The sequence below is a fragment of the Duganella sp. GW821-FHT07G03 genome (assembly GCF_059418605.1).
The window spans coordinates 42,528-62,884 of record NZ_JBWKQE010000022.1; the positions used below are offsets into that span (position 1 = coordinate 42,528).

23 protein-coding genes are annotated in these 20,357 nt (G+C 63.5%); 18 read left to right on the forward strand and 5 right to left on the reverse strand.

Annotated elements, in window-relative coordinates; all coding sequences use genetic code 11:
- Positions 1–108 precede the first annotated feature (108 nt).
- The 5 genes from rplM (at position 109) to erpA (ending at position 2,991) form a co-directional block, all read left to right on the forward strand.
- Positions 109–537, forward strand: a complete 429-nt coding sequence (rplM, locus tag AC07OK_RS23720; protein ID WP_008445136.1) for a 50S ribosomal protein L13 — start codon at positions 109–111, stop codon at positions 535–537.
- A 9-nt stretch (positions 538–546) separates the two neighbouring features.
- Positions 547–939: a 30S ribosomal protein S9 gene (gene rpsI / locus AC07OK_RS23725; protein ID WP_020704898.1), complete on the forward strand. Its 393-nt coding sequence runs from the start codon at positions 547–549 to the stop codon at positions 937–939.
- 159 nt (positions 940–1,098) lie between these two features.
- On the forward strand, positions 1,099–2,136 hold the full coding sequence (gene argC, locus AC07OK_RS23730; protein ID WP_494692597.1) for an N-acetyl-gamma-glutamyl-phosphate reductase: 1,038 nt from the start codon (positions 1,099–1,101) through the stop codon (positions 2,134–2,136).
- A 69-nt stretch (positions 2,137–2,205) separates the two neighbouring features.
- A complete protein-coding gene (locus tag AC07OK_RS23735; RefSeq protein WP_494692598.1) occupies positions 2,206–2,577 on the forward strand; it encodes a bactofilin family protein in 372 nt (123 codons plus the stop codon).
- A 51-nt stretch (positions 2,578–2,628) separates the two neighbouring features.
- Positions 2,629–2,991, forward strand: a complete 363-nt coding sequence (erpA, locus tag AC07OK_RS23740) for an iron-sulfur cluster insertion protein ErpA (RefSeq protein WP_008445143.1) — start codon at positions 2,629–2,631, stop codon at positions 2,989–2,991.
- Positions 2,992–3,060: 69 nt separating this feature from the next.
- On the opposite strand, the gene AC07OK_RS23745 is transcribed toward erpA, so the two are convergent.
- The gene (locus AC07OK_RS23745) at positions 3,061–4,155 is read right to left on the reverse strand and encodes an anhydro-N-acetylmuramic acid kinase (protein ID WP_494692599.1); all 1,095 of its coding nucleotides are present in this window, start codon (positions 4,153–4,155) and stop codon (positions 3,061–3,063) included.
- A gap of 138 nt (positions 4,156–4,293) precedes the next feature.
- Positions 4,294–5,676, reverse strand: a complete 1,383-nt coding sequence (locus AC07OK_RS23750) for a M23 family metallopeptidase (RefSeq protein WP_217945079.1) — start codon at positions 5,674–5,676, stop codon at positions 4,294–4,296.
- A 157-nt stretch (positions 5,677–5,833) separates the two neighbouring features.
- On the opposite strand from AC07OK_RS23750, the gene tyrS reads away from it, so the two are divergent.
- From tyrS to AC07OK_RS23810, 12 genes are all read left to right on the forward strand, one after another.
- On the forward strand, positions 5,834–7,087 hold the full coding sequence (tyrS, locus tag AC07OK_RS23755; RefSeq protein WP_494692600.1) for a tyrosine--tRNA ligase: 1,254 nt from the start codon (positions 5,834–5,836) through the stop codon (positions 7,085–7,087).
- Positions 7,084–7,530: a D-aminoacyl-tRNA deacylase gene (dtd, locus tag AC07OK_RS23760; RefSeq protein WP_494692601.1), complete on the forward strand. Its 447-nt coding sequence runs from the start codon at positions 7,084–7,086 to the stop codon at positions 7,528–7,530. The genes tyrS and dtd overlap by 4 nt, the downstream gene beginning before the upstream one ends.
- A gap of 22 nt (positions 7,531–7,552) precedes the next feature.
- A complete protein-coding gene (locus AC07OK_RS23765) occupies positions 7,553–8,221 on the forward strand; it encodes a YbhB/YbcL family Raf kinase inhibitor-like protein (protein WP_494692602.1) in 669 nt (222 codons plus the stop codon).
- A complete protein-coding gene (locus AC07OK_RS23770; protein ID WP_494692603.1) occupies positions 8,218–8,868 on the forward strand; it encodes a histidine phosphatase family protein in 651 nt (216 codons plus the stop codon). The genes AC07OK_RS23765 and AC07OK_RS23770 overlap by 4 nt, the downstream gene beginning before the upstream one ends.
- Positions 8,869–9,014: 146 nt before the next feature.
- Positions 9,015–10,031 carry a tRNA dihydrouridine synthase DusB gene (dusB, locus tag AC07OK_RS23775; RefSeq protein WP_494692604.1) on the forward strand — a complete coding sequence of 339 codons (1,017 nt, stop codon included), beginning with the start codon at positions 9,015–9,017 and terminating at the stop codon, positions 10,029–10,031.
- 106 nt (positions 10,032–10,137) lie between these two features.
- The gene (locus AC07OK_RS23780) at positions 10,138–10,371 is read left to right on the forward strand and encodes a helix-turn-helix domain-containing protein (protein ID WP_008445162.1); all 234 of its coding nucleotides are present in this window, start codon (positions 10,138–10,140) and stop codon (positions 10,369–10,371) included.
- A gap of 107 nt (positions 10,372–10,478) precedes the next feature.
- Positions 10,479–12,065, forward strand: coding sequence for a bifunctional phosphoribosylaminoimidazolecarboxamide formyltransferase/IMP cyclohydrolase (gene purH, locus AC07OK_RS23785; RefSeq protein WP_494692605.1), 1,587 nt, complete (start codon positions 10,479–10,481; stop codon positions 12,063–12,065).
- Between the two features lie 87 nt (positions 12,066–12,152).
- The gene (gene ruvC, locus AC07OK_RS23790; protein WP_494692606.1) at positions 12,153–12,713 is read left to right on the forward strand and encodes a crossover junction endodeoxyribonuclease RuvC; all 561 of its coding nucleotides are present in this window, start codon (positions 12,153–12,155) and stop codon (positions 12,711–12,713) included.
- 27 nt (positions 12,714–12,740) lie between these two features.
- Positions 12,741–13,319 carry a Holliday junction branch migration protein RuvA gene (ruvA, locus tag AC07OK_RS23795; RefSeq protein ID WP_070271126.1) on the forward strand — a complete coding sequence of 193 codons (579 nt, stop codon included), beginning with the start codon at positions 12,741–12,743 and terminating at the stop codon, positions 13,317–13,319.
- 67 nt (positions 13,320–13,386) lie between these two features.
- The gene (locus tag AC07OK_RS23800) at positions 13,387–14,100 is read left to right on the forward strand and encodes a phosphoribosyltransferase (protein ID WP_494692607.1); all 714 of its coding nucleotides are present in this window, start codon (positions 13,387–13,389) and stop codon (positions 14,098–14,100) included.
- A 182-nt stretch (positions 14,101–14,282) separates the two neighbouring features.
- Complete coding sequence (gene ruvB, locus AC07OK_RS23805) at positions 14,283–15,338, forward strand: Holliday junction branch migration DNA helicase RuvB (protein ID WP_494692608.1); 1,056 nt, start codon at positions 14,283–14,285, stop codon at positions 15,336–15,338.
- Positions 15,338–15,805: a YaiI/YqxD family protein gene (locus AC07OK_RS23810; RefSeq protein WP_494692609.1), complete on the forward strand. Its 468-nt coding sequence runs from the start codon at positions 15,338–15,340 to the stop codon at positions 15,803–15,805. Before ruvB ends, AC07OK_RS23810 begins: the two co-directional genes overlap by 1 nt.
- 24 nt (positions 15,806–15,829) lie before the next feature.
- Here AC07OK_RS23810 and AC07OK_RS23815 read toward each other — a convergent pair whose 3' ends face one another.
- Positions 15,830–16,972 carry an OmpA family protein gene (locus AC07OK_RS23815; RefSeq protein WP_494692610.1) on the reverse strand — a complete coding sequence of 381 codons (1,143 nt, stop codon included), beginning with the start codon at positions 16,970–16,972 and terminating at the stop codon, positions 15,830–15,832.
- 25 nt (positions 16,973–16,997) lie between these two features.
- Positions 16,998–18,776, reverse strand: coding sequence for an Ig-like domain-containing protein (locus AC07OK_RS23820; protein WP_494692611.1), 1,779 nt, complete (start codon positions 18,774–18,776; stop codon positions 16,998–17,000).
- A 255-nt stretch (positions 18,777–19,031) separates the two neighbouring features.
- On the opposite strand from AC07OK_RS23820, the gene AC07OK_RS23825 reads away from it, so the two are divergent.
- On the forward strand, positions 19,032–19,862 hold the full coding sequence (locus tag AC07OK_RS23825) for a spondin domain-containing protein (protein WP_494692612.1): 831 nt from the start codon (positions 19,032–19,034) through the stop codon (positions 19,860–19,862).
- A gap of 31 nt (positions 19,863–19,893) precedes the next feature.
- Here AC07OK_RS23825 and AC07OK_RS23830 read toward each other — a convergent pair whose 3' ends face one another.
- On the reverse strand, positions 19,894–20,343 hold the full coding sequence (locus AC07OK_RS23830) for a DUF2147 domain-containing protein (RefSeq protein WP_494692613.1): 450 nt from the start codon (positions 20,341–20,343) through the stop codon (positions 19,894–19,896).
- Between the last annotated feature and the right edge of the window lie 14 nt (positions 20,344–20,357).

A 20,357-nucleotide genomic window follows, 5' to 3' on the forward strand; every position in this document is an offset into this window, starting at 1 on the left:
ATACTTGTCGGCTTTCCGTTCGCTCAGGAAAGTAAATAAGAAGGCCGAGTCCGCTGAAGCAATGGCGGAACCACCATTTGAGCGTGTTTTATTATTTAGGAAGTCAACATGAAAACTTTTTCCGCTAAGGGCCATGAAGTCCAGCGCGATTGGTTCGTGATTGACGCGACGGACAAAGTCCTCGGACGTGTTGCCAGCGAAGTGGCACTCCGACTGCGCGGCAAACACAAGCCAGAATTTACTCCTCACGTCGATACCGGCGATTTCATCGTCATCGTCAATGCAGGCAAACTGCGCGTGACCGGCACCAAAGCAACCGAGAAGACCTACTACCGTCACTCGGGCTACCCAGGTGGCATCTATGAGACCAACTTCCTGAAAATGCAACAGCGTTTCCCAGGCCGTGCTCTGGAAAAAGCCGTCAAGGGCATGCTGCCGAAGGGCCCACTGGGCTACGCAATGATCAAGAAGCTGAAAGTGTACGCTGAAGGTTCGCACCCGCACGCTGCTCAGCAACCTAAAGCACTCGAAATCTAAGGAACTGACATGATCGGTAACTACAATTACGGCACCGGCCGTCGCAAGAGTGCAGTAGCTCGTGTGTTTATCAAAGTTGGCACTGGCCAAATCATCGTTAACGGCAAGCCAGCGGCTGAGTACTTCTCCCGCGAAACCGGCCTGATGGTTATTCGTCAACCACTGGAACTGACCGGCAACGTCGAGCGTTTTGACATCAAAGTCAACGTTCACGGCGGCGGCGAGTCCGGCCAGGCAGGTGCTGTGCGTCACGGCATCACCCGCGCCCTGATCGACTACGATGCAGCGCTGAAACCGGATCTGGCACGCGCCGGCTTCGTTACCCGCGATGCACGTGAAGTTGAACGTAAAAAAGTTGGTCTGCGCAAAGCACGTCGCGCAAAGCAATTCTCGAAGCGTTAATTTTTACGCTGTGGTGCGCTGCTTGCGGCGCATCCTCAAAAAAGCCGCCGGCCCTGTGTCGGGCGGCTTTTTTGCTATCTGGTACACGTAACACGTCTGTCGCATATGCCTGATAAAATGGCAGTCCCCTCTACGCATTACCTCATTCAAGGAAAGAACATGATCAAAGTTGGCATCGTCGGCGGCACCGGATATACCGGAGTGGAATTGCTGCGACTGTTGGCAGTCCACCCTGATGTGCAGCTGACGGCTATCACGTCGCGCAAGGAAGATGGCTTGCCGGTTGCCGATATGTTCCCTTCGCTGCGCGGCCGCGTGGACATCGCCTTCTCGTCGCCGGACAAGGCCGACCTGAGCAAGTGCGACGTGGTGTTCTTCGCCACCCCGCACGGCGTGGCCATGGTCCAGGCGCCGGCGCTGCTGGCGGCCGGCGTCAAGGTGATCGACCTGGCGGCGGACTTCCGCATCAAGGACAAGGCGGTCTTTGAAAAATGGTACAAGATCGAGCACACCTGCCCAGGCCTGCTGGATGAAGCCGCCTACGGCCTGGCCGAGCTGAACCGCGACGCCATCAAGGGCGCGCGCCTGGTCGCCAATCCGGGTTGCTACCCGACCACCATGCAGCTGGGCTACTACCCGCTGCTGAAGGCCGGCCTGATCGATGCCGGCTCGCTGATCGCCGACTGCAAGTCGGGCGTGTCCGGCGCCGGCCGCAAGGCCGAGATCGGCACGCTGTTCTCTGAATCCAGCGACAACTTCAAGGCCTACGGCGTGGCCGGCCACCGCCACACGCCGGAAACCTCGGCGCAGTTGCAGAAGTTCACCGCCGACAAGGTCGGCCTGGTGTTCACGCCGCACCTGGTGCCGATGATACGCGGCATGCACTCGACCTTGTACGGCCGCCTGACCAAGGATGTCAGCAATGAAGAGCTGCAAGCGCTGTTCGAAGCGCAATACAAGGACTCGCCGTTCGTCGACGTGATGCCGTTCGGTTCGCATCCGGAAACCCGTTCCACCCGCGGCTCCAACATGCTGCGCCTGGCGCTGCATCGCCCGGACAACGGCAACACCGTGATCGTGCTGGTGGTGCAGGACAACCTGGTCAAGGGCGCGTCCGGCCAGGCGGTGCAGTGCATGAACCTGATGTTCGGCCTGGAGGAAACCACCGGCCTGACCCAGATCGCGCTGCTGCCGTAAATCAAAGTGCAACAGGGCGGGGATAGTAGATTAGGAATTCCCGCCCACTCCGCCAGCAGAAAGTTGCAGATGATCGATATGGATAGCCTGATCGGCGCCGCCACCCGCGTGCAAGGTAATTTGCTGTTTCGCGGCGGCATGCGCATTGATGGTGAGGTCATCGGTAATATTGTCGCGGAGGCAGGACATCCCAGTTATCTGGTCATTGCCGAGCATGCCCGTGTGGAAGGCGAGATACGCTGCGACCACCTGGTGGTCAATGGCGAGGTCCAGGGTTGTGTTTTCAGCGCGGATTTGCTTGAAATCCAGCCGAGTGCCCGTATCATTGGGGATGTCAGTTACAAAGTACTGGAAATGCACGGCGGCGCGCAGGTGTTGGGCACATTGACCCATCGCGACAGCTCCGGCGTGGAGCCGCTTTTGGCGGTCTCTGGAGCATAAATTACACCAACGGTCTATAATGGATCAAATGTTTTCACGTAGGAGTCTGAAATGAATGCTGTCGCCGAATCGCTAGATGTAATCCCGTCGCCTATTATCTTCACCGATAGCGCGGCCGAGAAGGTCGCCCAACTGATCGAGGAAGAGGGCAATCCAGACCTGAAGCTGCGCGTATTCGTGCAGGGTGGCGGCTGCTCCGGCTTCCAGTACGGCTTCACGTTTGACGAAATCGTCAACGAAGACGACACCACCATGGTCAAGAACGGCGTCCAGCTGTTGATCGATTCGATGAGCTACCAGTACCTGGTCGGCGCGGAAATCGACTACAAGGACGACCTGGAAGGCGCGCAATTCGTCATCAAGAACCCGACCGCCACCTCGACCTGCGGCTGCGGCTCTTCGTTCTCGGTATAACCGCGCACGGCCGGCCCTGGCCGGCTGCGATAAACGGCGGACAACTCCGGTTGTGCCGCCGTTTTTGTTTTATCGCGGGTAAAGCGCGCCGAGCACGCGGTCGCCCGAGGCGCCCGTCACGCTTGGCAGGTTGCCCGCCAGCCGCTCGGTGTAGCGGTAGCCCAGCCAGGCGAAGGCCATCGCCTCGACCCGGTTCGGCGCCACGCCCAGCGCCTGCGTCGATTCCACCGTCACCTGCCGGCCCAGCGCCGCGCCCAGCTCATCCATCAGCACGCCGTTGTAGGCGCCGCCACCGCAGACGTAGACCGCGTCCGTGCCCGCGCCATAGGCCTGGACCGCCTGCGCCAGCGTGAGGGCCGTCAGGCGCGTCAGCGTGCGTTGTACGTCTTCCGGCCTGGCGTCGGCGAACGCCGCCAGATGCTGGTCCAGCCAATTGATGTGGAACAGGTCGCGGCCGGTGCTCTTGGGCGCCGGCAGCGCGAAATAGGGCTCGGCCAGCAGATTCGCCAGCAGGCCGGGGATTTCCTTGCCGCTGGCCGCCCAGGCGCCGTCCTGGTCGAATTCCTTGCCCTGGTGGCGCACTATCCACGCATCCATCAGCACATTGCCCGGCCCGGTGTCGAAGCCGATTACCTTGCCATCCGTCAGCACGCTGATATTCGAGATGCCGCCGATGTTGGCTACCACCCGCGTCTGCCCCGGCTTGCCGAACAAGGCCTGGTGGAAGGCCGGCACCAGCGGCGCGCCCTGGCCGCCGGCGGCGATGTCGCGGCTGCGGAAGTCGGCGATCACGTCGATGCCGCACAGTTCGGCCAGCAGGGCGGGGTTATTGGTCTGGCGCGTAAAGCCCAGTTCGGGACGGTGGCGGATGGTCTGCCCGTGCACCGCCACCGCGCGCACGTCCTGCGCTTGCAGCGAGGCGTCGTCCAGCAGCGCCTTGACGCACTCGGCGTAGAACCGCGCCAGTTGATTGGCAGCCAGCGCCTCGCGCTCGATCTCGTTGTGGCCGGCGGCCTGCAGGGCCAGCAGGTCGGCGCGCAGGGCGGGCGGGAAGGGCACGTAGGCGGCCGCCAGCGTGTCGATGGCGTCGCCGGTGAAGCGCGCCAGTGCGCCGTCCACGCCGTCCAGGCTGGTGCCGGACATCAAACCGATATACAGAGACATAGCTGCATCCAGAAATACAAAAACGTATTCTGCCTGAGTCGGCGTGCGCTGTCGCACAGAAGACGCGTCCTTGACGGCGCATGATCATAAAAAAACAGGCCGCTGGCGCGACCTGTTTGGATGAAGCTGAATTAAATCTTACTTCGCCGCGACGCGGGTGCCGCCGGAGCCGCCCGGCTGCAGCAGCGCGAAGCGGTGCGACATGTCGGAAGCGTAGGACTTGAAGCGGGACATCTCGGCTGCCGTCAACGGCGCCTGGGCTTGCACGTTCAGCGTGCCTGGATCTTTGGCTTCGCCGCCGACGCGGAATTCGTAATGCAAGTGCGCGCCGGTCGACCAGCCGGTGGTGCCGACGTAGCCGATCACATCACCCTGGCTGACCTTGCTGCCTTTTTTGAGGCCAGGCGCAAAGCGGCTCATGTGGGCGTAGGCGGTGGTGTAGTTGGCCCAGTGCTTGATCATGACGAAGTTGCCGTAGCCGTTCTGGGTGCCGGCGAAATCGATCACGCCATCGCCCGAGGCGCGGATCGGGGTGCCGGTCGGCGCCGGGAAGTCGATGCCTTTGTGGGCTTTCCACTGGCCCGAAATCGGATGCACGCGCATCGCGAAGCCAGACGAAATACGGGAGAATTCAACCGGGGATTTGAGGAAGGCTTTCTTGAGGGACTTGCCGTCGAAGCTGTAGTAACCGCCGCCTTGCTTGCTTTGTGGATCTTCGAACCAGACCGACTGGAACGTCGTGCCCTTGTTGGTGAACTCGCCCGCCAGGATGCGGCCCGCTCGCACAAACTCGCCATCCTGCCAGAACGTTTCGTAGACCACATTGAAATGGTCGCCGCGCTTCAGGTCGCCGCGGAAGTCGATGCTGGTCGAGAACATCTCGACGATCTGCTTGACGATGGTGTCCGGCAGCTTGGCGCCGTCTTCGCTCGAATCGGTGGCCGCATACAAGGTCGAGCTGATGGTGCGCGCATGCATTTCCACGCGGCGTTCCAGCTTGGCCGCTTCTTCTTCCGCGACAAAACCGTCGCCCTTGCGGGTGACCTTGATGTTCTTGACCGGATTGTCCTTGCCATCCACCACCACGGCGCGCAGCCATTGCAGATTGCCCTCGTCGTCGGTCTGCGCCTGTACGCGCTTGCCGGTCTTGAGCTGCATCACGCCTTTCGCGACTTTATCTTTTTTGATAAAGTTCTCGGCCGCGTCGTCGTCGATGCCCAGACGGGTCAGCAGCGCGGCCAGCGTATCGCCGGCGCGGATTTTTTCTTCGTGGACGAAGTGTTCATTGGAGGATTGCTGTTCCAGCGCGGAGATCTGCGAGCTGAGGTCCGGCAGCGCGACCGATTCCTGCACCGATTTGACCGGCAGGTCGGAGGCGTCAGGGGCGAGCGGAGCCACGCCGGCGGCGCCAAAAGCACAGACCGCAAGAAACAATGCGGACGCGCTGATGATGCGCGCCTTGCGCGTGGAACCTAGCAGACTGAACAAGCGTGAGCTCGTGAATTTATGTATTTGGTTCATGCAATCAGTTAAAATTTGCCGCTTGAACTATTCAGGAACGTTTTATTTCTTCTAATTATTGTTTAAGTTCGTTTTCGTACGGCAAGATTGATGGATCGAGGATTATAACAAACTCCTGAAGCTGCCTGCCTTTTTCTGAAATATACCGCAAAAAACTATGACTACCTCTTCTTCGACATCGCCGGCCCCTTCGAAAGTTCTGCCGTTGACCGACAGCGTACTGGAGGCCCTCGCCATCACCAAGCGCGGTGTCGACGAGCTGCTGATTGAAAGCGAGTTCGCCCAAAAGCTGGCGCGCTCCGAGCAAAGCGGCGTGCCGCTGCGCATCAAGCTGGGCCTGGATCCTACCGCACCTGACCTGCACCTTGGCCACACCGTTGTGTTGAATAAGATGCGTCAGCTGCAAGACCTGGGCCATCAGGTGATCTTCCTGATCGGCGATTTCACGTCGATGATCGGCGACCCGTCCGGCCGCAACGCCACCCGTCCGCCGCTGACGCGCGAGCAGGTCGAGCAGAACGCCATGACTTATTTCAAGCAGGCTTCGCTGGTGCTGGACCCGGCCAAGACCGAAATCCGCTACAACTCCGAGTGGTGCGATCCGCTGGGCGCGCGCGGCCTGATCAAGCTGGCCTCGCACTACACCGTGGCCCGCATGATGGAGCGCGACGATTTCAGCAAGCGCTTCAAGAGTGGGACTCCGATCGCGGTCCATGAGTTCCTCTATCCATTGATGCAAGGCTACGATTCGGTCGCTTTGAAGGCAGACCTTGAGTTAGGTGGAACAGACCAGAAATTTAACTTGCTTGTTGGCCGTGAGCTGCAGAAGGACTACGACCAGGAACCGCAGTGCATTTTGACGATGCCGCTGCTGGAAGGCCTGGACGGCGTCGACAAGATGTCCAAGTCGAAGAACAACTACATCGGCATCACCGAGCCGGCCAACACCATGTTCGCCAAGATCATGAGTATTTCCGACGTGATGATGTGGAAATATTACGAACTGCTGTCGTTCCGCTCGCTGGCCGACCTGGCCGCGCTGAAGGCCACCGTCGACGGCGGCGCCAACCCGCGCGACGCCAAAGTGGCGCTGGCGCAGGAAATCGTCGCCCGCTTCCATTCGCAGGCGGCGGCGGAAGAGGCGCTGAACGACTTCGTCAACCGCTCCAAAGGCGGGATTCCGGACGACGTGGCGGAAATCACGCTGCCGGGCGCGCCGGCCGGCATCCAGCAGTTGCTGAAATCGGCTGGGCTGTGCGCATCGGTGTCGGAAGCGGGCCGCATGATCGACCAGGGCGGCGTGCGCATCGACGGCGCCGTCGTCAGCGACAAGGCGGTGAAGATCGAGGCCGGCACCTTTGTGCTGCAAGTAGGCAAGCGCAAGTTCGCGCGCGTCACGCTGACCGCATGATAGGGTTGCTGCAACGCGTCAACGGCGCCACCGTGGTGGTCGACGGCGCCACCGTCGGCGCCATCGACGCCGGCCTGATGGTGCTGGTGTGCGCCGAGCGCGGCGACACCGAGAAGGAAGCCGATGCGCTGCTGACCAAATTGCTGGGCTACCGGGTGTTCGCCGACGAGGCCGGCAAGATGAACCGCAGCGTCACCGACGTCGAGGGCGGCCTGTTGCTGGTGCCGCAGTTCACGCTGGCGGCCGACACCAAATCCGGCACGCGGCCCTCGTTCACGCCGGCCGCGGCGCCGGCCGACGGTCTGCGCCTGTTTAATTATTTTGTTGAACAGGCGCGCCAAAAGCATAAAGTAGTGGAAACCGGCCAGTTTGGCGCGGACATGAAGGTCACCTTGACCAATGACGGTCCGGTGACGTTCTGGCTGCAAACAAACGCAAAATAAAACAGGCGGTTGGGAGACGAGCATGAAACTTTCGAGCGACAGTTTTCGCGATGGCGGCGTCATTCCGGCTGAATACGCCTTTGGCACGCTGGACGCGGACGGGCAAGTCGTCCTGTCCGCCAACCGCAACCCCCATCTGGCGTGGTGCGACGTGCCGGCCGGCACCGAATCGCTGGCGCTGCTGTGCATCGACGGCGACGCGCCGCAGGACGCCAGCAACGTCAACCGCGCCGGCTGCACGCTGCCGGACAGCCAGCCGCGCGGCGACTTCTTCCACTGGAGCCTGGTCGACATCCCGCTCGGCCTGCAAACAATCGCGGAAGGCGCGCTGGCGCGCGGCGTGACCGCGCACGGCAAGCCCGGCCCGGACGTGGCGTTGGACGGCCTGGCGCTGCGCCAGGGCGTCAACGACTACAGCGGCTGGTTTTCGGCCGACCCCGCCATGGCTGGCGACTATTACGGGTATGATGGCCCCTGTCCGCCGTTTAACGATGAGCGCCTGCACCACTATATTTTCCGGCTCTATGCGCTGGATACACCGCGTCTGGAACTGGAAGGGCGCTTCAGCTGCGCCGACCTGCTGAACGCCCTGCACGGCCACATCATCGACGAAGCCCAATTGATCGGCACCTACACCCTGAACCCGGCCCTGGCCGCCCAGGCGCGCCGGTCCAGAAAAAAGATTGCATGAAGAACACCATTATTTTGCTGATCCGCCACGGCGAGACTTCCTGGAACGCCGTGCGCCGCCTGCAAGGCCATACCGACATTCCGCTGAACGACGAGGGCGCCCGCCAGGCTAACGTGCTGGCGCAGGCGCTGGCCGCCGAGCAGGTCGATGTGCTGGTCTCCAGCGACCTGCAACGGGCGATGCAGACGGCGCAAGCCGTGGCCGACCAGTACGACGGCCTGGACGTGCAGACCGACGACCAGCTGCGCGAGCGTTGCTACGGCGTGTTCGAAGGCATGCTGTACGCCGAGATCGAGCAGCAATACCCGGCCGAGTACGCGTTGTGGCAGGCGCGCGATATCGACGCCGTCATGCCGGCCGGCGAGCGGGAGGCGGAAAGCTTCCGCCAGTTCTACCAGCGTTCCACGGACGGCATCGCCGAGTGGGCGCAGCGCCACCCCGGCCGCACCATCGCCATCGTCGCCCACGGCGGCGTGCTGGAGTGCGCCTACCGGGCGGCGGTCGGCATGTCGCTCGACAGTCCGCGCGATTTCCAGGTCAAGAACGCCAGCATCAACCGTTTCACGTGGGCCGACGGTAAGTTGGCGCTCACCAGCTGGGGCGAGGTCGACCACCTGAGCCTGGCCGCGATGGACGATATTATCTGACGACCGTGCTTATAGTTTATGCATGGAAATGTTCGTTCATAACGGCAAGGCTGCACATGTGCCGTATCCATAAAAAATAGTGCTTATTATTTGAGCAGCCCTTCGGTTAAAATAGAGGGTTCCTTCTTCCCGTCCAGGTATCGCCAGTGCAAATCGGCCCTCATTTACTGCGCAACAACGTTTTCGTCGCCCCCATGGCCGGCGTCACCGATCGCCCCTTCCGCCAGCTGTGCAAACAGCTCGGAGCCGGCTATGCGGTGTCCGAAATGGCGGCCTCGAATCCGCGCTTGTGGGCGACCGAAAAAAGTTCGCGCCGTACCGACCACACCGGCGAGATGGAGCCGAAGGCGGTGCAGATCGCCGGCGCCGATCCCAAGGACCTGGCCGACTGCGCCCGCTTCAACGTCGAGCGCGGCGCCCAGATCATCGACATCAACATGGGGTGTCCGGTCAAGAAAGTCTGCAACGCCTGGTGCGGTTCGGCCTTGTTGCAGGACGAGCTGTTGGTCAAGCAGATCCTCGACGCCGTGGTGGGCGCGGTCGACGTGCCCGTCACGCTGAAATTCCGCACCGGCTGGAACCGCGCCAATAAAAACGCGCTGAACATCGCGCGCATCGCCGAGGACGCCGGCATCGCCATGCTGACCCTGCACGGCCGCACCCGCGCCGACGGCTACACCGGCGACGCCGAGTACGACACCATCGCGGCGGTCAAGCGCTCGGTTGCCATTCCGGTGGTGGCCAACGGCGACATCACCACGCCGGAGAAGGCCAGGTTCGTGCTCGACTACACCGGCGCCGACGCCGTCATGGTCGGCCGCGCCGCCCAGGGCCGCCCGTGGATCTTCCGCGAGATCGACCATTACCTGCGCACCGGCAGCCATCTGCCGGCGCCGTATGTGGACGAAGTGCGCGCCCTGATGGATGAACACCTGCGCGCCCACTACGCCTTCTACGGCGAGTTCCTGGGCGTGCGCACCGCGCGCAAACACATAGGCTGGTATGTGCGCGACCTGCAGGGCGGCGAGGAATTCCGGCAGAAAATGAACCTGCTGGAGTCCACCGAAGAACAACTGATTGCCGTCGATCAATTTTTCGAATCCCAGTGGAGTTACGGCGAGCGGTTACAATACCGCCTCCCTGAAGAATTGGAAGCAGCGTAAGGCGGCGTAGAGAGCCTAAAAAAGTCGGATCAGAAGGGTAGGCGCCAGGGTCACAAGCCCCGCAGCGATTTACCAGCGTCAACAGATTAAAAGCGAACGATATAAAATGAGCAAAGAAAGCATCCAGGAAGTAGTCCAGAAGAGCCTTGAAGATTACTTCAACGACCTGGGCGAGCAGCAGGCATCGAATATCTACGACATGGTCGTGCTGACCGTGGAGAAACCGATCCTGGAAGTGGTCATGACGCGCGCCGACGGCAACCAGTCGCATGCCGCGCAGATGCTGGGCATCAACCGCAATACCTTGCGCAAAAAACTGCAAGAACACGGCCTGCTGTAACAGCGCGCGTTTTTCCGGCATGAGTGGCTGGGGACGGCCGCTGTTGCCGCACCCGCAATACCGAATACGTCATCCCCTCATATTCAACCACTAGCCCCTCTCAAGCCATGATTAAACAAGCTCTCATCTCCGTCTCCGACAAAACCGGTGTGCTGGACTTCGCCCGCGCGCTGTCCGCCATGGGCGTCAACATCCTGTCGACCGGCGGCACCGCCAAACTGCTGGCCGACAACGGCGTCGCCGTGACCGAAGTGGCCGACTACACCGGCTTCCCGGAGATGCTCGATGGCCGCGTCAAGACGCTGCACCCGAAAGTCCACGGCGGCATCCTGGCCCGCCGCGATTTCCCTGAGCACATGGCCAAGTTGGAAGAGCACAACATCCCGACCATCGACATGGTGGTGGTCAACCTGTACCCGTTCCAGGCCACCGTGGCCAAGGACACCTGCACGCTGGAAGACGCGATCGAGAACATCGACATCGGCGGCCCCGCCATGCTGCGTTCCTCCGCCAAGAACCACAAGGACGTGGTGGTCATCTGCGACCCGGCCGACTACGGCGTGGTGCTGGCTGAAATGAAGGCCAGCGACAACGCTCCAGGCTACGTCAGCTACGATACCCGTTTCAAGCTGGCCACCAAGGTCTACGCGCACACCGCGCAGTACGACGGCGCCATCGCCAACTACCTGACCAGCCTGGACGCGACCCGCGCCCACGCCAGCCGCAACACCTATCCGAACACGCTGAACGTGGCGTTTGAAAAAGTGCAGGACATGCGCTACGGCGAAAACCCGCACCAGTCGGCCGCGTTCTACCGCGACGTCACCTCGACCGAAGGCGCGCTGGCCAACTACCGCCAGCTGCAGGGCAAGGAACTGTCGTTCAACAACATCGCCGATGCGGACGCCGCATGGGAATGCGTGAAGAGCATGGGCAGCTTCGACCAGAGCGCCGCCTGCGTGATCGTCAAGCACGCCAATCCGTGCGGCGTGGCGCTGGGCGCCAACGCGGCCGACGCCTACAAGCGCGCGCTGCAGACCGATCCGACCTCGGCGTTCGGCGGCATCATCGCCTTCAACGTCGAAGTGGACGCCGCCGCGGCGACCGAGCTGGCCAAGCTGTTCGTCGAAGTGCTGATCGCGCCGACCTTCACCGCCGAAGCCAAGCAGATCCTGTCGGCCAAGCAGAACGTGCGCCTGCTGGAAATCCCACTGGGTAACGGCGTCAACGCGATGGACTTCAAGCGCGTCGGCGGCGGCCTGCTGGTGCAGTCGGCCGACTCCAAGAACGTGCTGATCGGCGACCTGAAAGTGGTCAGCAAGCTGCAGCCTACCCAGCAGCAGTTGCAGGACCTGATGTTCGCCTGGCGCGTGGCCAAGTACGTCAAGTCCAACGCCATCGTCTTCTGCGGTAACAACATGACCCTGGGCGTGGGCGCCGGCCAGATGAGCCGTATCGACTCGGCCCGCATCGCTTCGATCAAGGCGCAGAACGCCGGCCTGTCGCTGACCGGTTCGGTCGTGGCGTCGGACGCCTTCTTCCCGTTCCGCGACGGCCTGGACGTGGTGGTCGACGCCGGCGCGACCTGCGTGATCCATCCGGGCGGCTCGATGCGCGACCAGGAAGTGATCGACGCCGCCGACGAGCGCGGCGTGGTCATGCTGTACACCGGCACCCGCCACTTCCGCCATTAAGACCTGAGTAGCTTGCACAGTGCGGCGGACGCATCCGCCGCACTGTTTTTATATACAGCATTCAATGTTCCCGGTTACAATCCGGGAATGATTATTCTCGGCATCGACCCCGGCTTGCGCACCACCGGCTTTGGCGTCATCCACAAGCAGGGCGCCAAGCTGCGCTACATCGCTTCCGGCACCATCAAGAGCGGCGAGGGCAGCCTGCCGGAGCGCCTCAAGGTGATCCTGGACGGCGTGGCCGAGGTGGCCCGCACCTACCAACCCGACTACGCCGCCATCGAGCAGGTGTTCGTCAACGTCAATCCTCAATCGACCTTGCTGCTGGGCCAGGCGCGCGGCGCGGCCATTTGCGCGCTGGTGTCGGCCGACCTGAGCGTGGCCGAGTATTCGCCGACGCAGGTCAAGCAGGCGGTAGTGGGCACCGGGCGCGCGGTCAAGGCGCAGGTGCAGGACATGGTGGCGCGGCTGCTGTCGCTGCCCGGCCTGCCCGGCAGCGATGCCGCCGATGCGCTCGGCGTCGCCATCTGCCATGCCCACAGCCGCGAGACGCTGACCCTGATCGCCGGCGCCGGCAAGGGCACGACCACGGCCGCGCGCGGTCCGCTGGCCGGCCTGCGCATGAAAAACGGCCGCCTGGTCGGCTAACCCTTCCTCTTTAAAGGCAATCACACGATGATCGGTCGTCTCTCCGGTATTCTGCTTGAAAAAAATCCGCCGCAACTGCTGGTTGACTGCGGCGGCGTCGGCTACGAGGTCGATGTGCCGATGAGCACCTTCTACAACCTGCCCGGCGTGGGCGAAAAAGTGGTGCTGTTCACGCACCAGGCGATCCGCGAGGATGCGCACCTGCTGTTCGGCTTCGGCAATGCCGAGGAACGGGCGGTGTTCCGCCAACTGATCAAGATCACCGGCGTCGGCGCGCGCACCGCGCTGTCCATCCTGTCGGGCATGTCGATCGCCGACCTGGCGCAGGCGGTGACGTTGCAGGAGTCGGGCCGCCTGGTCAAGGTGCCCGGCATCGGCAAGAAAACCGCCGAGCGACTGCTGCTGGAACTGAAGGGCAAGCTGGGCGCGGATATCGGCGCCGGCGGCGCGCACGCCGTGCCGGACTCGCAATCCGATATCCTGAACGCGTTGCTGGCGCTGGGTTATTCCGACAAGGAAGCCTTGCTGGCATTGAAGACCGTCCCCGCCGGCAGCGGCGTCTCGGACGGCATCAAGCAGGCGCTGAAGGCGCTCTCCAAAGGCTGATCCGCCTCAATCGAATCGCCGGCGGCCCCGCCTATGCTCGACCAACGAGCCAAGCGGAGCCGCCGATATGGACCAGCCGACACGTTTTCTGTGGAGTGATTTTCCAGACGTTTTGATCCAAGCATCAGAACAACACGTCAAACAGCATTTCAACTATCAGCAGGCCAAGACGGGCGACGTTATCGCGTCGGTCAATCTCGTATTGGATTCGCTTTCGCATGAGACGGTAAATTGCATGAGCAGGGAGTTTGGCCTTCATGCGCCGATCTTGCTTCCCGTGCTAGCCGAAGAATCCGCAGGTATGAATGCGATCCCCAGGGTGATGGCCGAAGTACTTGGGCACCTATTGCGATGGGATGTCGAAGGACGTGTTTTTCAGACCAACGTTGTAGGGCATACTGGCGCGAGCGGGTTTGTTCGCCTGGCGCATCAACCTATTTTCAAGGGGCGCGTGGAATCTGGCCTACACTATGTGTTGATCGATGACTTTATTGGTCAGGGTGGAACACTGGCCAATCTGCGAGGTCATATTCTGGCGCAGGGCAGCCAAGTCCTGGGTGCGAGCGTTCTGACCGGAAAGGCATATTCGGCAACGCTGGCCCCGACTGGCTATCAGCTCGCTGAGTTAAGGGGGAAGCATGGAACAATCGAATTCTGGTGGCGACAGCATTTTGGCTTCGGCTTCGACTGCCTCACCGCTTCAGAAGCCCGATATCTCATCCAGACTGCAACAAGCGAAAGAGTCATTGAACGCTTGGAGGAAGCTGGTCGAGGAAGGTAAAGTTGAACCTTTGGTTGTACGGTTGGACAGTCTGCCTGAGCTGACGGGAAAAGTCCGTATGCTGAGCCAAGCCGAGCAGGAACAGCTTCTTGCCGGGAACGAAATGATAGGGGATTATGTGCGCCGGATATTAAACGCTGCACAGCCTCAGTTGAATGACAAGAACAAGTGATTGAGTATTGATGAGCATCCAGACCGACAGCTTCACCGAACAACGCATCATCGACGCGGCGCCGTCGTCGCCGAATGAGGAGGCGATCGAGCGCGCCTTGCGCCCCAAGCATCTCGATGAATATGTCGGCCAGTCCAAGATCCGCGACCAGCTGGAGATCTTCATCGCCGCCGCCCGCAACCGCAAGGAGGCGCTGGACCACACGCTGCTGTTCGGCCCGCCCGGCCTGGGCAAGACCACCCTGGCCAACATCATCGCACGCGAGATGGGCGTCAACCTGCGCCAGACCTCCGGCCCGGTGCTGGAGCGTCCGGGCGACCTGGCCGCCATCCTGACCAACCTGGAAGCGAACGACGTCCTGTTCATCGACGAGATCCACCGCCTGTCGCCGGTGGTCGAGGAGATCCTGTATCCGGCGCTGGAAGACTACCAGATCGACATCATGATCGGCGAGGGCCCGGCCGCGCGCTCCGTCAAGCTGGACCTGCAGCCGTTCACGCTGGTTGGCGCCACCACCCGCGCCGGCATGCTGACCAACCCGCTGCGCGACCGCTTCGGCATCGTCGCCCGGCTGGAGTTTTACAACACCGAGGAACTGACCAAGATCGTCACCCGCAGCGCCGCGCTGTTGAAGGCCAACATCGCCCCCGACGGCGCGGTGGAAATCGCCCGCCGCGCGCGCGGCACGCCGCGCATCGCCAACCGCCTGCTGCGCCGCGTGCGCGACTACGCCGAAGTCAAGAGCAACGGCGACATCACCAAAGCCACCGCCGACGCCGCGCTGGTCATGCTCGACGTCGACACCGTCGGCTTCGACGTCATGGACCGCAAGCTGCTCGAAGCGGTGTTGTTCAAGTTCGGCGGCGGCCCGGTCGGCATCGGCAACCTGGCGGCGGCCATCGGCGAAGCGGCCGACACCATCGAGGACGTGCTGGAACCCTATCTGATCCAGCAAGGCTTTTTGCAGCGCACGCCGCGCGGCCGCGTCGCCACGCCGGCCGCCTACCAGCACTTCGGCGTGACGCCGCCGCGCACCAGTCCCAACGGCGAATTGTGGGACCTGTGATGCAGATCTGGGTCGACGCCGACGCCTGTCCGGCGGTCATCAAGGACATCCTCTACCGCGTGGCCGACCGCGTGCCGCTGCAGGTCACGCTGGTGGCCAACCAGTTGCTGCGGGTGCCGCCGTCGCGCCACATCCGTTCGGTGCAAGTGCCGTCCGGCGCCGACGTGGCCGACCAGGAAATCGTGCGCCTGCTGGCACCCGGCGACCTGGTCGTCACCGGCGACATCCCGCTGGCGTCGGACGTGTTGAAGAAGGGCGGCTACGCGCTCAACCCGCGCGGCGAGTTCTACACCAACGACAATATCGCGCAGATGCTGACCATGCGCGCCTTCATGGACGAGCTGCGCGGCAGCGGCGTCGATACCGGCGGCCCGGCCGCCTTCAACCAGGGCGACCGGCAGAACTTCGCCAACAGCCTCGACCGCCACATCAGCAAGATCCAGCGCGAGCTCGCCAACCGCGGCTGAGCTGCGCGCTTGATTCCCAGGTAGTTACTTCGCCACGCTGCGGGTGCCGACCACCTCCACCGTCACACGGCGGTTCTTGGCGCGGCCATCGGCCGTGCGGTTGTCGGCCAGCGGCTGGGTCTCGCCCTTGCCCTCGGTGTAGATGCGCGACGCGTCCACGCCCTTGCTCACCAGATAGGCCTTGACCGCTTCGGCGCGGCGCAGCGACAGCTTCTGGTTGTAGTCGCTCGCGCCGACCGAGTCGGTATGGCCGACGGTGACCATCACCTCGGTGTCCATGCCTTGCAGCTTGGTCAGCAGGTCGTCCAGCGCGGCCTTGCCGTCCGGCTTGACGGCCGACTTGTCGAAATCAAACAGCGCTTCGGCGGCGAACGAGACTTTCTCCGACGTCGGCTGCGGCGCTTTCGGCGGCGGCGGCAACGGCGTTACGGCAGGCGGCGGCGGCGCCGGTTCGGCCGCCGGCGGCGGCACATACACCGGCGCGCTGTGCGCCGGCCGGCCCAGCTTGTAGACCAGGCTGACCGACAGCAGGTCGACATTGCCGCGATTGCCGACCGCGTCGTTGACGCGGTAGCGCTCCACCTCGCCGCGCAGCGCCAGGGCTTCGTTCAGCTTGTACTCCAGGCCGACGCCGGCCTTGGGGTTGAACTTGTGCTCGCTCTGATCGGGACCGGTGACCGCCGCCAGGCGGTTGCCGCTGAAATGCGTGCTGGTCTTGGCGTAGTTGGCGCCGACCCGGCCCAGCAGCGACAGCCGCTCGCTCAGGGGCAGCTGCGCCAGCAAGTCCAGGTTGGCGCCGCGGAAGCCGGCCTCGCCGTTGAGCACGCCGTTGCCGGAGGTGGTGGCGTTGAAGCCGAATTTGCCCAGGTCGAAGTAACCCAGCTCGACAGCCAGGTAGCGGTTCAGCTGCTTGCCGACAAACAGCTTGTAGCCGGTGTCGCGCTCGTCCGTGTTGAAGGCGGTGACGCTGGCGCCGTTCGCTTGCAGGCTGGTGGTCAGCCGCTGCTGGTCGATGTTGGCGCGCGAGCGGCCGACGCCCGCGCCCAGGTACCAGGCGCTGTTGGCCCAGTCCGGGTTGACGAAGGGTTCGTCCGCTTGCGCGAGCTGCATGGCAAGCATGGCGCACGTCAGCGCGCTCAGTGTTCCGATTTTTTTAGCGATGGTCATGATGAGGTCCCTGAGAGGTGAGCGTTTATTTGGCGATCTGGTTGTTGCGCAGCGTGACGGCGGCGGCGGTCAGCGTGCGGCCATTGAGCAGCGTGGTGTTGTCGCCCACCGTGATCGCCGCCGACTGGCCCAGGATGTTGCCCTTGAAGACGCTGTTGGCGCCCAGCGTGGTCGGGCCGACCGGCAGCCAGTTGACATTGGCCGCGGTGGCGCCGTTGCTCAGGGCGACGATCGAATTGGCGGTCGAGTTCAGCGTCAGCGCGGTGCGGAAGATGTACACGCCGGGACCGCTCAAGGTCACGGTGCCGGTGATGTTGATGGCGCCGGCGTAGCAGTAGACGCCCGGGGCGAAGGTCTGGCCGCCGAGATCGATGTCGCCGGCAAAGCTGACGTCGCAAGTGCGGCCGTTGGCGTTGCTGATGGCCACTTGCAGGTCGGCCAGGGCGCCGGCCAGGATGGCGCCGGATTTGTAGTTGGTGAAGCCGGCCACCAGGGTTGGATCGGTGGTTTGCGACGGCGAGCCCACATCGCCGGTGATCAGCGTGGTGCCGCCGGCGTTGTTGGTCAGCGAGGTGCCGGCCAGGACAGCGAAGCTGGCGGCGCTGCCCAGCGGGACCGGCTGGGCGACCGGCGTCACCGGTGGCGTGACGACAGCGGTCACGGTCAGCGCGGCGCTGCCCGATTTGGCGCCGACGGTGGCGGTGACGTTGGTGGTGCCGGCGGCGACGCCGGTGGCCATGCCGGTGCTGGCGATGGTGGCGATGGTCGGGGTGGCTGCAGTCCAGGCGGCGCTGCCGGTGACCAGGGCGGTGCTGTTATCCGAATAGGTGGCGGTGGCGATGAATTGCTGCTGGCCGCCGACCAGCACGGTCGAGGTGGCCGGCGTGACGGCGATGCTGGTGAGCGTGGCGCCCGGCACGGTGACGGTGGTGCTGGCGCTCATGCCGTTGCTGGTGGCGGTGACCACCGAGGTGCCCAGCGCGACGCCGGTGACCAGGCCGCCGGCGTTGACGGTGGCGCTGGCCGGGGTGGCCGACACGAAGGTCGAACCGGCGGTCAGGTCCTGGGTGCTGGCGTCGGTATAGGTGCCGATGACGGCCAGCTGGCGCGCGGCGGCGATCTGCACGGTCGGCGCTTGCGGCGTGACGGCGATGCTGGCGAGCGTGGCGGCGGGCACGGTGACGGTGGTGCTGGCGTTCTTGCCGTTGTTGGTGGCGGTGACCACCGACGTGCCGAGCGCGACGCCGGTGACCAGGCCGCCGGCGTTGACGGTGGCGCTGGCCGGCGTGGCCGAGGCAAAGGTCGAGCTGGCGGTCAGGTCCTGGGTGCTGGCGTCCGAATAAGTGCCGACCACGACCAGCTGGCGCGAGGCGGCGATCCGCACGGTCGGCGCTTGCGGCGCGACGGCGATCGACAGCAGCACGGGCGGGGTGACGGTCAGCGTGGCCGAGGCGGTCTTGCCGTTGAAGGCGGCGCTGATGACGGAACTGCCGACGCCGGCGCTGGTGGCCAGGCCGGTGGCTGCGGCGATGCTGGCCACGGCCGGGGTGGCGGAGCTCCAGGCGGCGGTGACGGCCTGGGTGGAGCCGTCGCTATAGGTGGCGCTGGCGCTGAACTGCTGGGTGGTGCCGAGGGCGATGCTGGGCGCCGGCGGCGTCACCGCCAGCGACACCAGCGTGGCGGCCGGCAGGCCGAGGATGGGATCGCGCCCCTGGTCGCCGCCGCCGCATCCTGCCAGCAGGGCGGCGGCAAGCAGGCCGATGGAACAGATCAGGGTCTGGGTGGATCTTTGCAGGAATTTCATGATGCTTCCTTTGTGCTGAAACAGTGGGCCAACTGGCAGCCTTCGCTATGTGCGATAGGCAAGTGTTTCACGGTCTCATGCACGACGGCGCCGGTATGTGCGCTAGCGCTCTTAGTCGAGGCCGCTGCGGCATCCTTACAACGGATACAAAAAATATAAAAGTGAAATGTTTGTAAGGCGGGGGCGATGTCATGTGACCAACACGAGCCGCGCATCGGCGCGGCATCCTGTTCACCTCACCAAGGAAGACCTCAGATGAAACCTTACACTCTTGCCAAGGCCGTGCTGGCCGCATGTGTCAGCCTGTCCGCCTGCGCCGCCCAGGCGGCCGACGTCACCTTCACCTTCACCAATACCGCGCCGGCCGGCGGTGTCGGCGTCGCGCCGTTGTGGCTGGGGCTGCATAACGGCAGCTTCGATAGTTTCGATGTGGGCAGCGCGGCGTCGGTGGCGATCGAGCGCGCCGCCGAGGACGGCAATGCCGGCGTGCTGACGTCCAACTTCGCCAGCCAGGTCGCCGGCGGCCGCCAGACCACGCTGCCGAACGGTCCGCGTTTCCCCGGCGCCAGCAGCACGTTCACGCTGCACAACGTCGACCTGAACGGCGCCAACCGTTACCTGAGCTACGCCGCGATGGTCGTGCTCAGCAACGATTTCTTTATCGGCAATGACAACGCCAAGGCGATCGACCTGTCGTCGCTGGCGGCAGGCGGGCAGCTGTCGCTGGCGCTGGGCGGCGCCGGCCATGTGTACGACGCTGGCACCGAGCAGAACAACTTTGCCTACTCGCTGGCCAACGGCGCCTACGGCATCGGCGGCGGCCAGAAGGGGCCGAACCAGGGGATCGACGAGCATGGCGTGGTGCATGTCGCGACCGGCAATCCCTACCTGAGTTTTGTCGACGACGGCCACTACGTGCCGGCCAACTTCGACTGGACCGCGCTGAACTTCAATACCCAGCAGTCTATCGGTCGCCTGGATATCGCGGTCACGGCGGTGCCGGAGCCGGAAACGTATGCGATGCTGTTCGCCGGCCTCGGCTTGCTGGGCTTGGTCGCCCGTCGCCGTCAAGGCGCCGGCGCTTAAGCGGGGGCAGCGCCGGGAATAGGGCGGGCGCTTATTCCTGGCGCACCCACACCTGCGAACGGCCCAGCATCGGCACGCCGATGTAGCCGCGCATGCTCAGCTTCTTGCCGCCGTCGGTCAGGTGCAGCTTGCACTTGTAGGTTTCGCCGTCGTCCGGGTCGAGGATCTGGCCGCCGTTGTATTCGTCGCCGTCCTTCTTCAGGTTGGTCATGATGACCATGCCGATCACCGGCTTGCCCTTGCGCGCATCCTTGCACTTTTCGCAGCTGGGCGCCTGGTCTTCGCCGGGTTCGCGGAACAGTTTCTCGATCTGGCCCTGCAGCACGCCGTTGGTTTCGGTGACGCGGATCAGCGCTTTCGGCTTGCCGGTCTTGTCGTCGATATTTTTCCACAGGCCGATCGGCGAGGTGTCGTCGGCGAAGGCGGGGGCGATCGACAGGAAGGCAGCAACCGCCAGGCCCAGGAATTTCAAAGTACGCATGTGAGTCTCCAGGT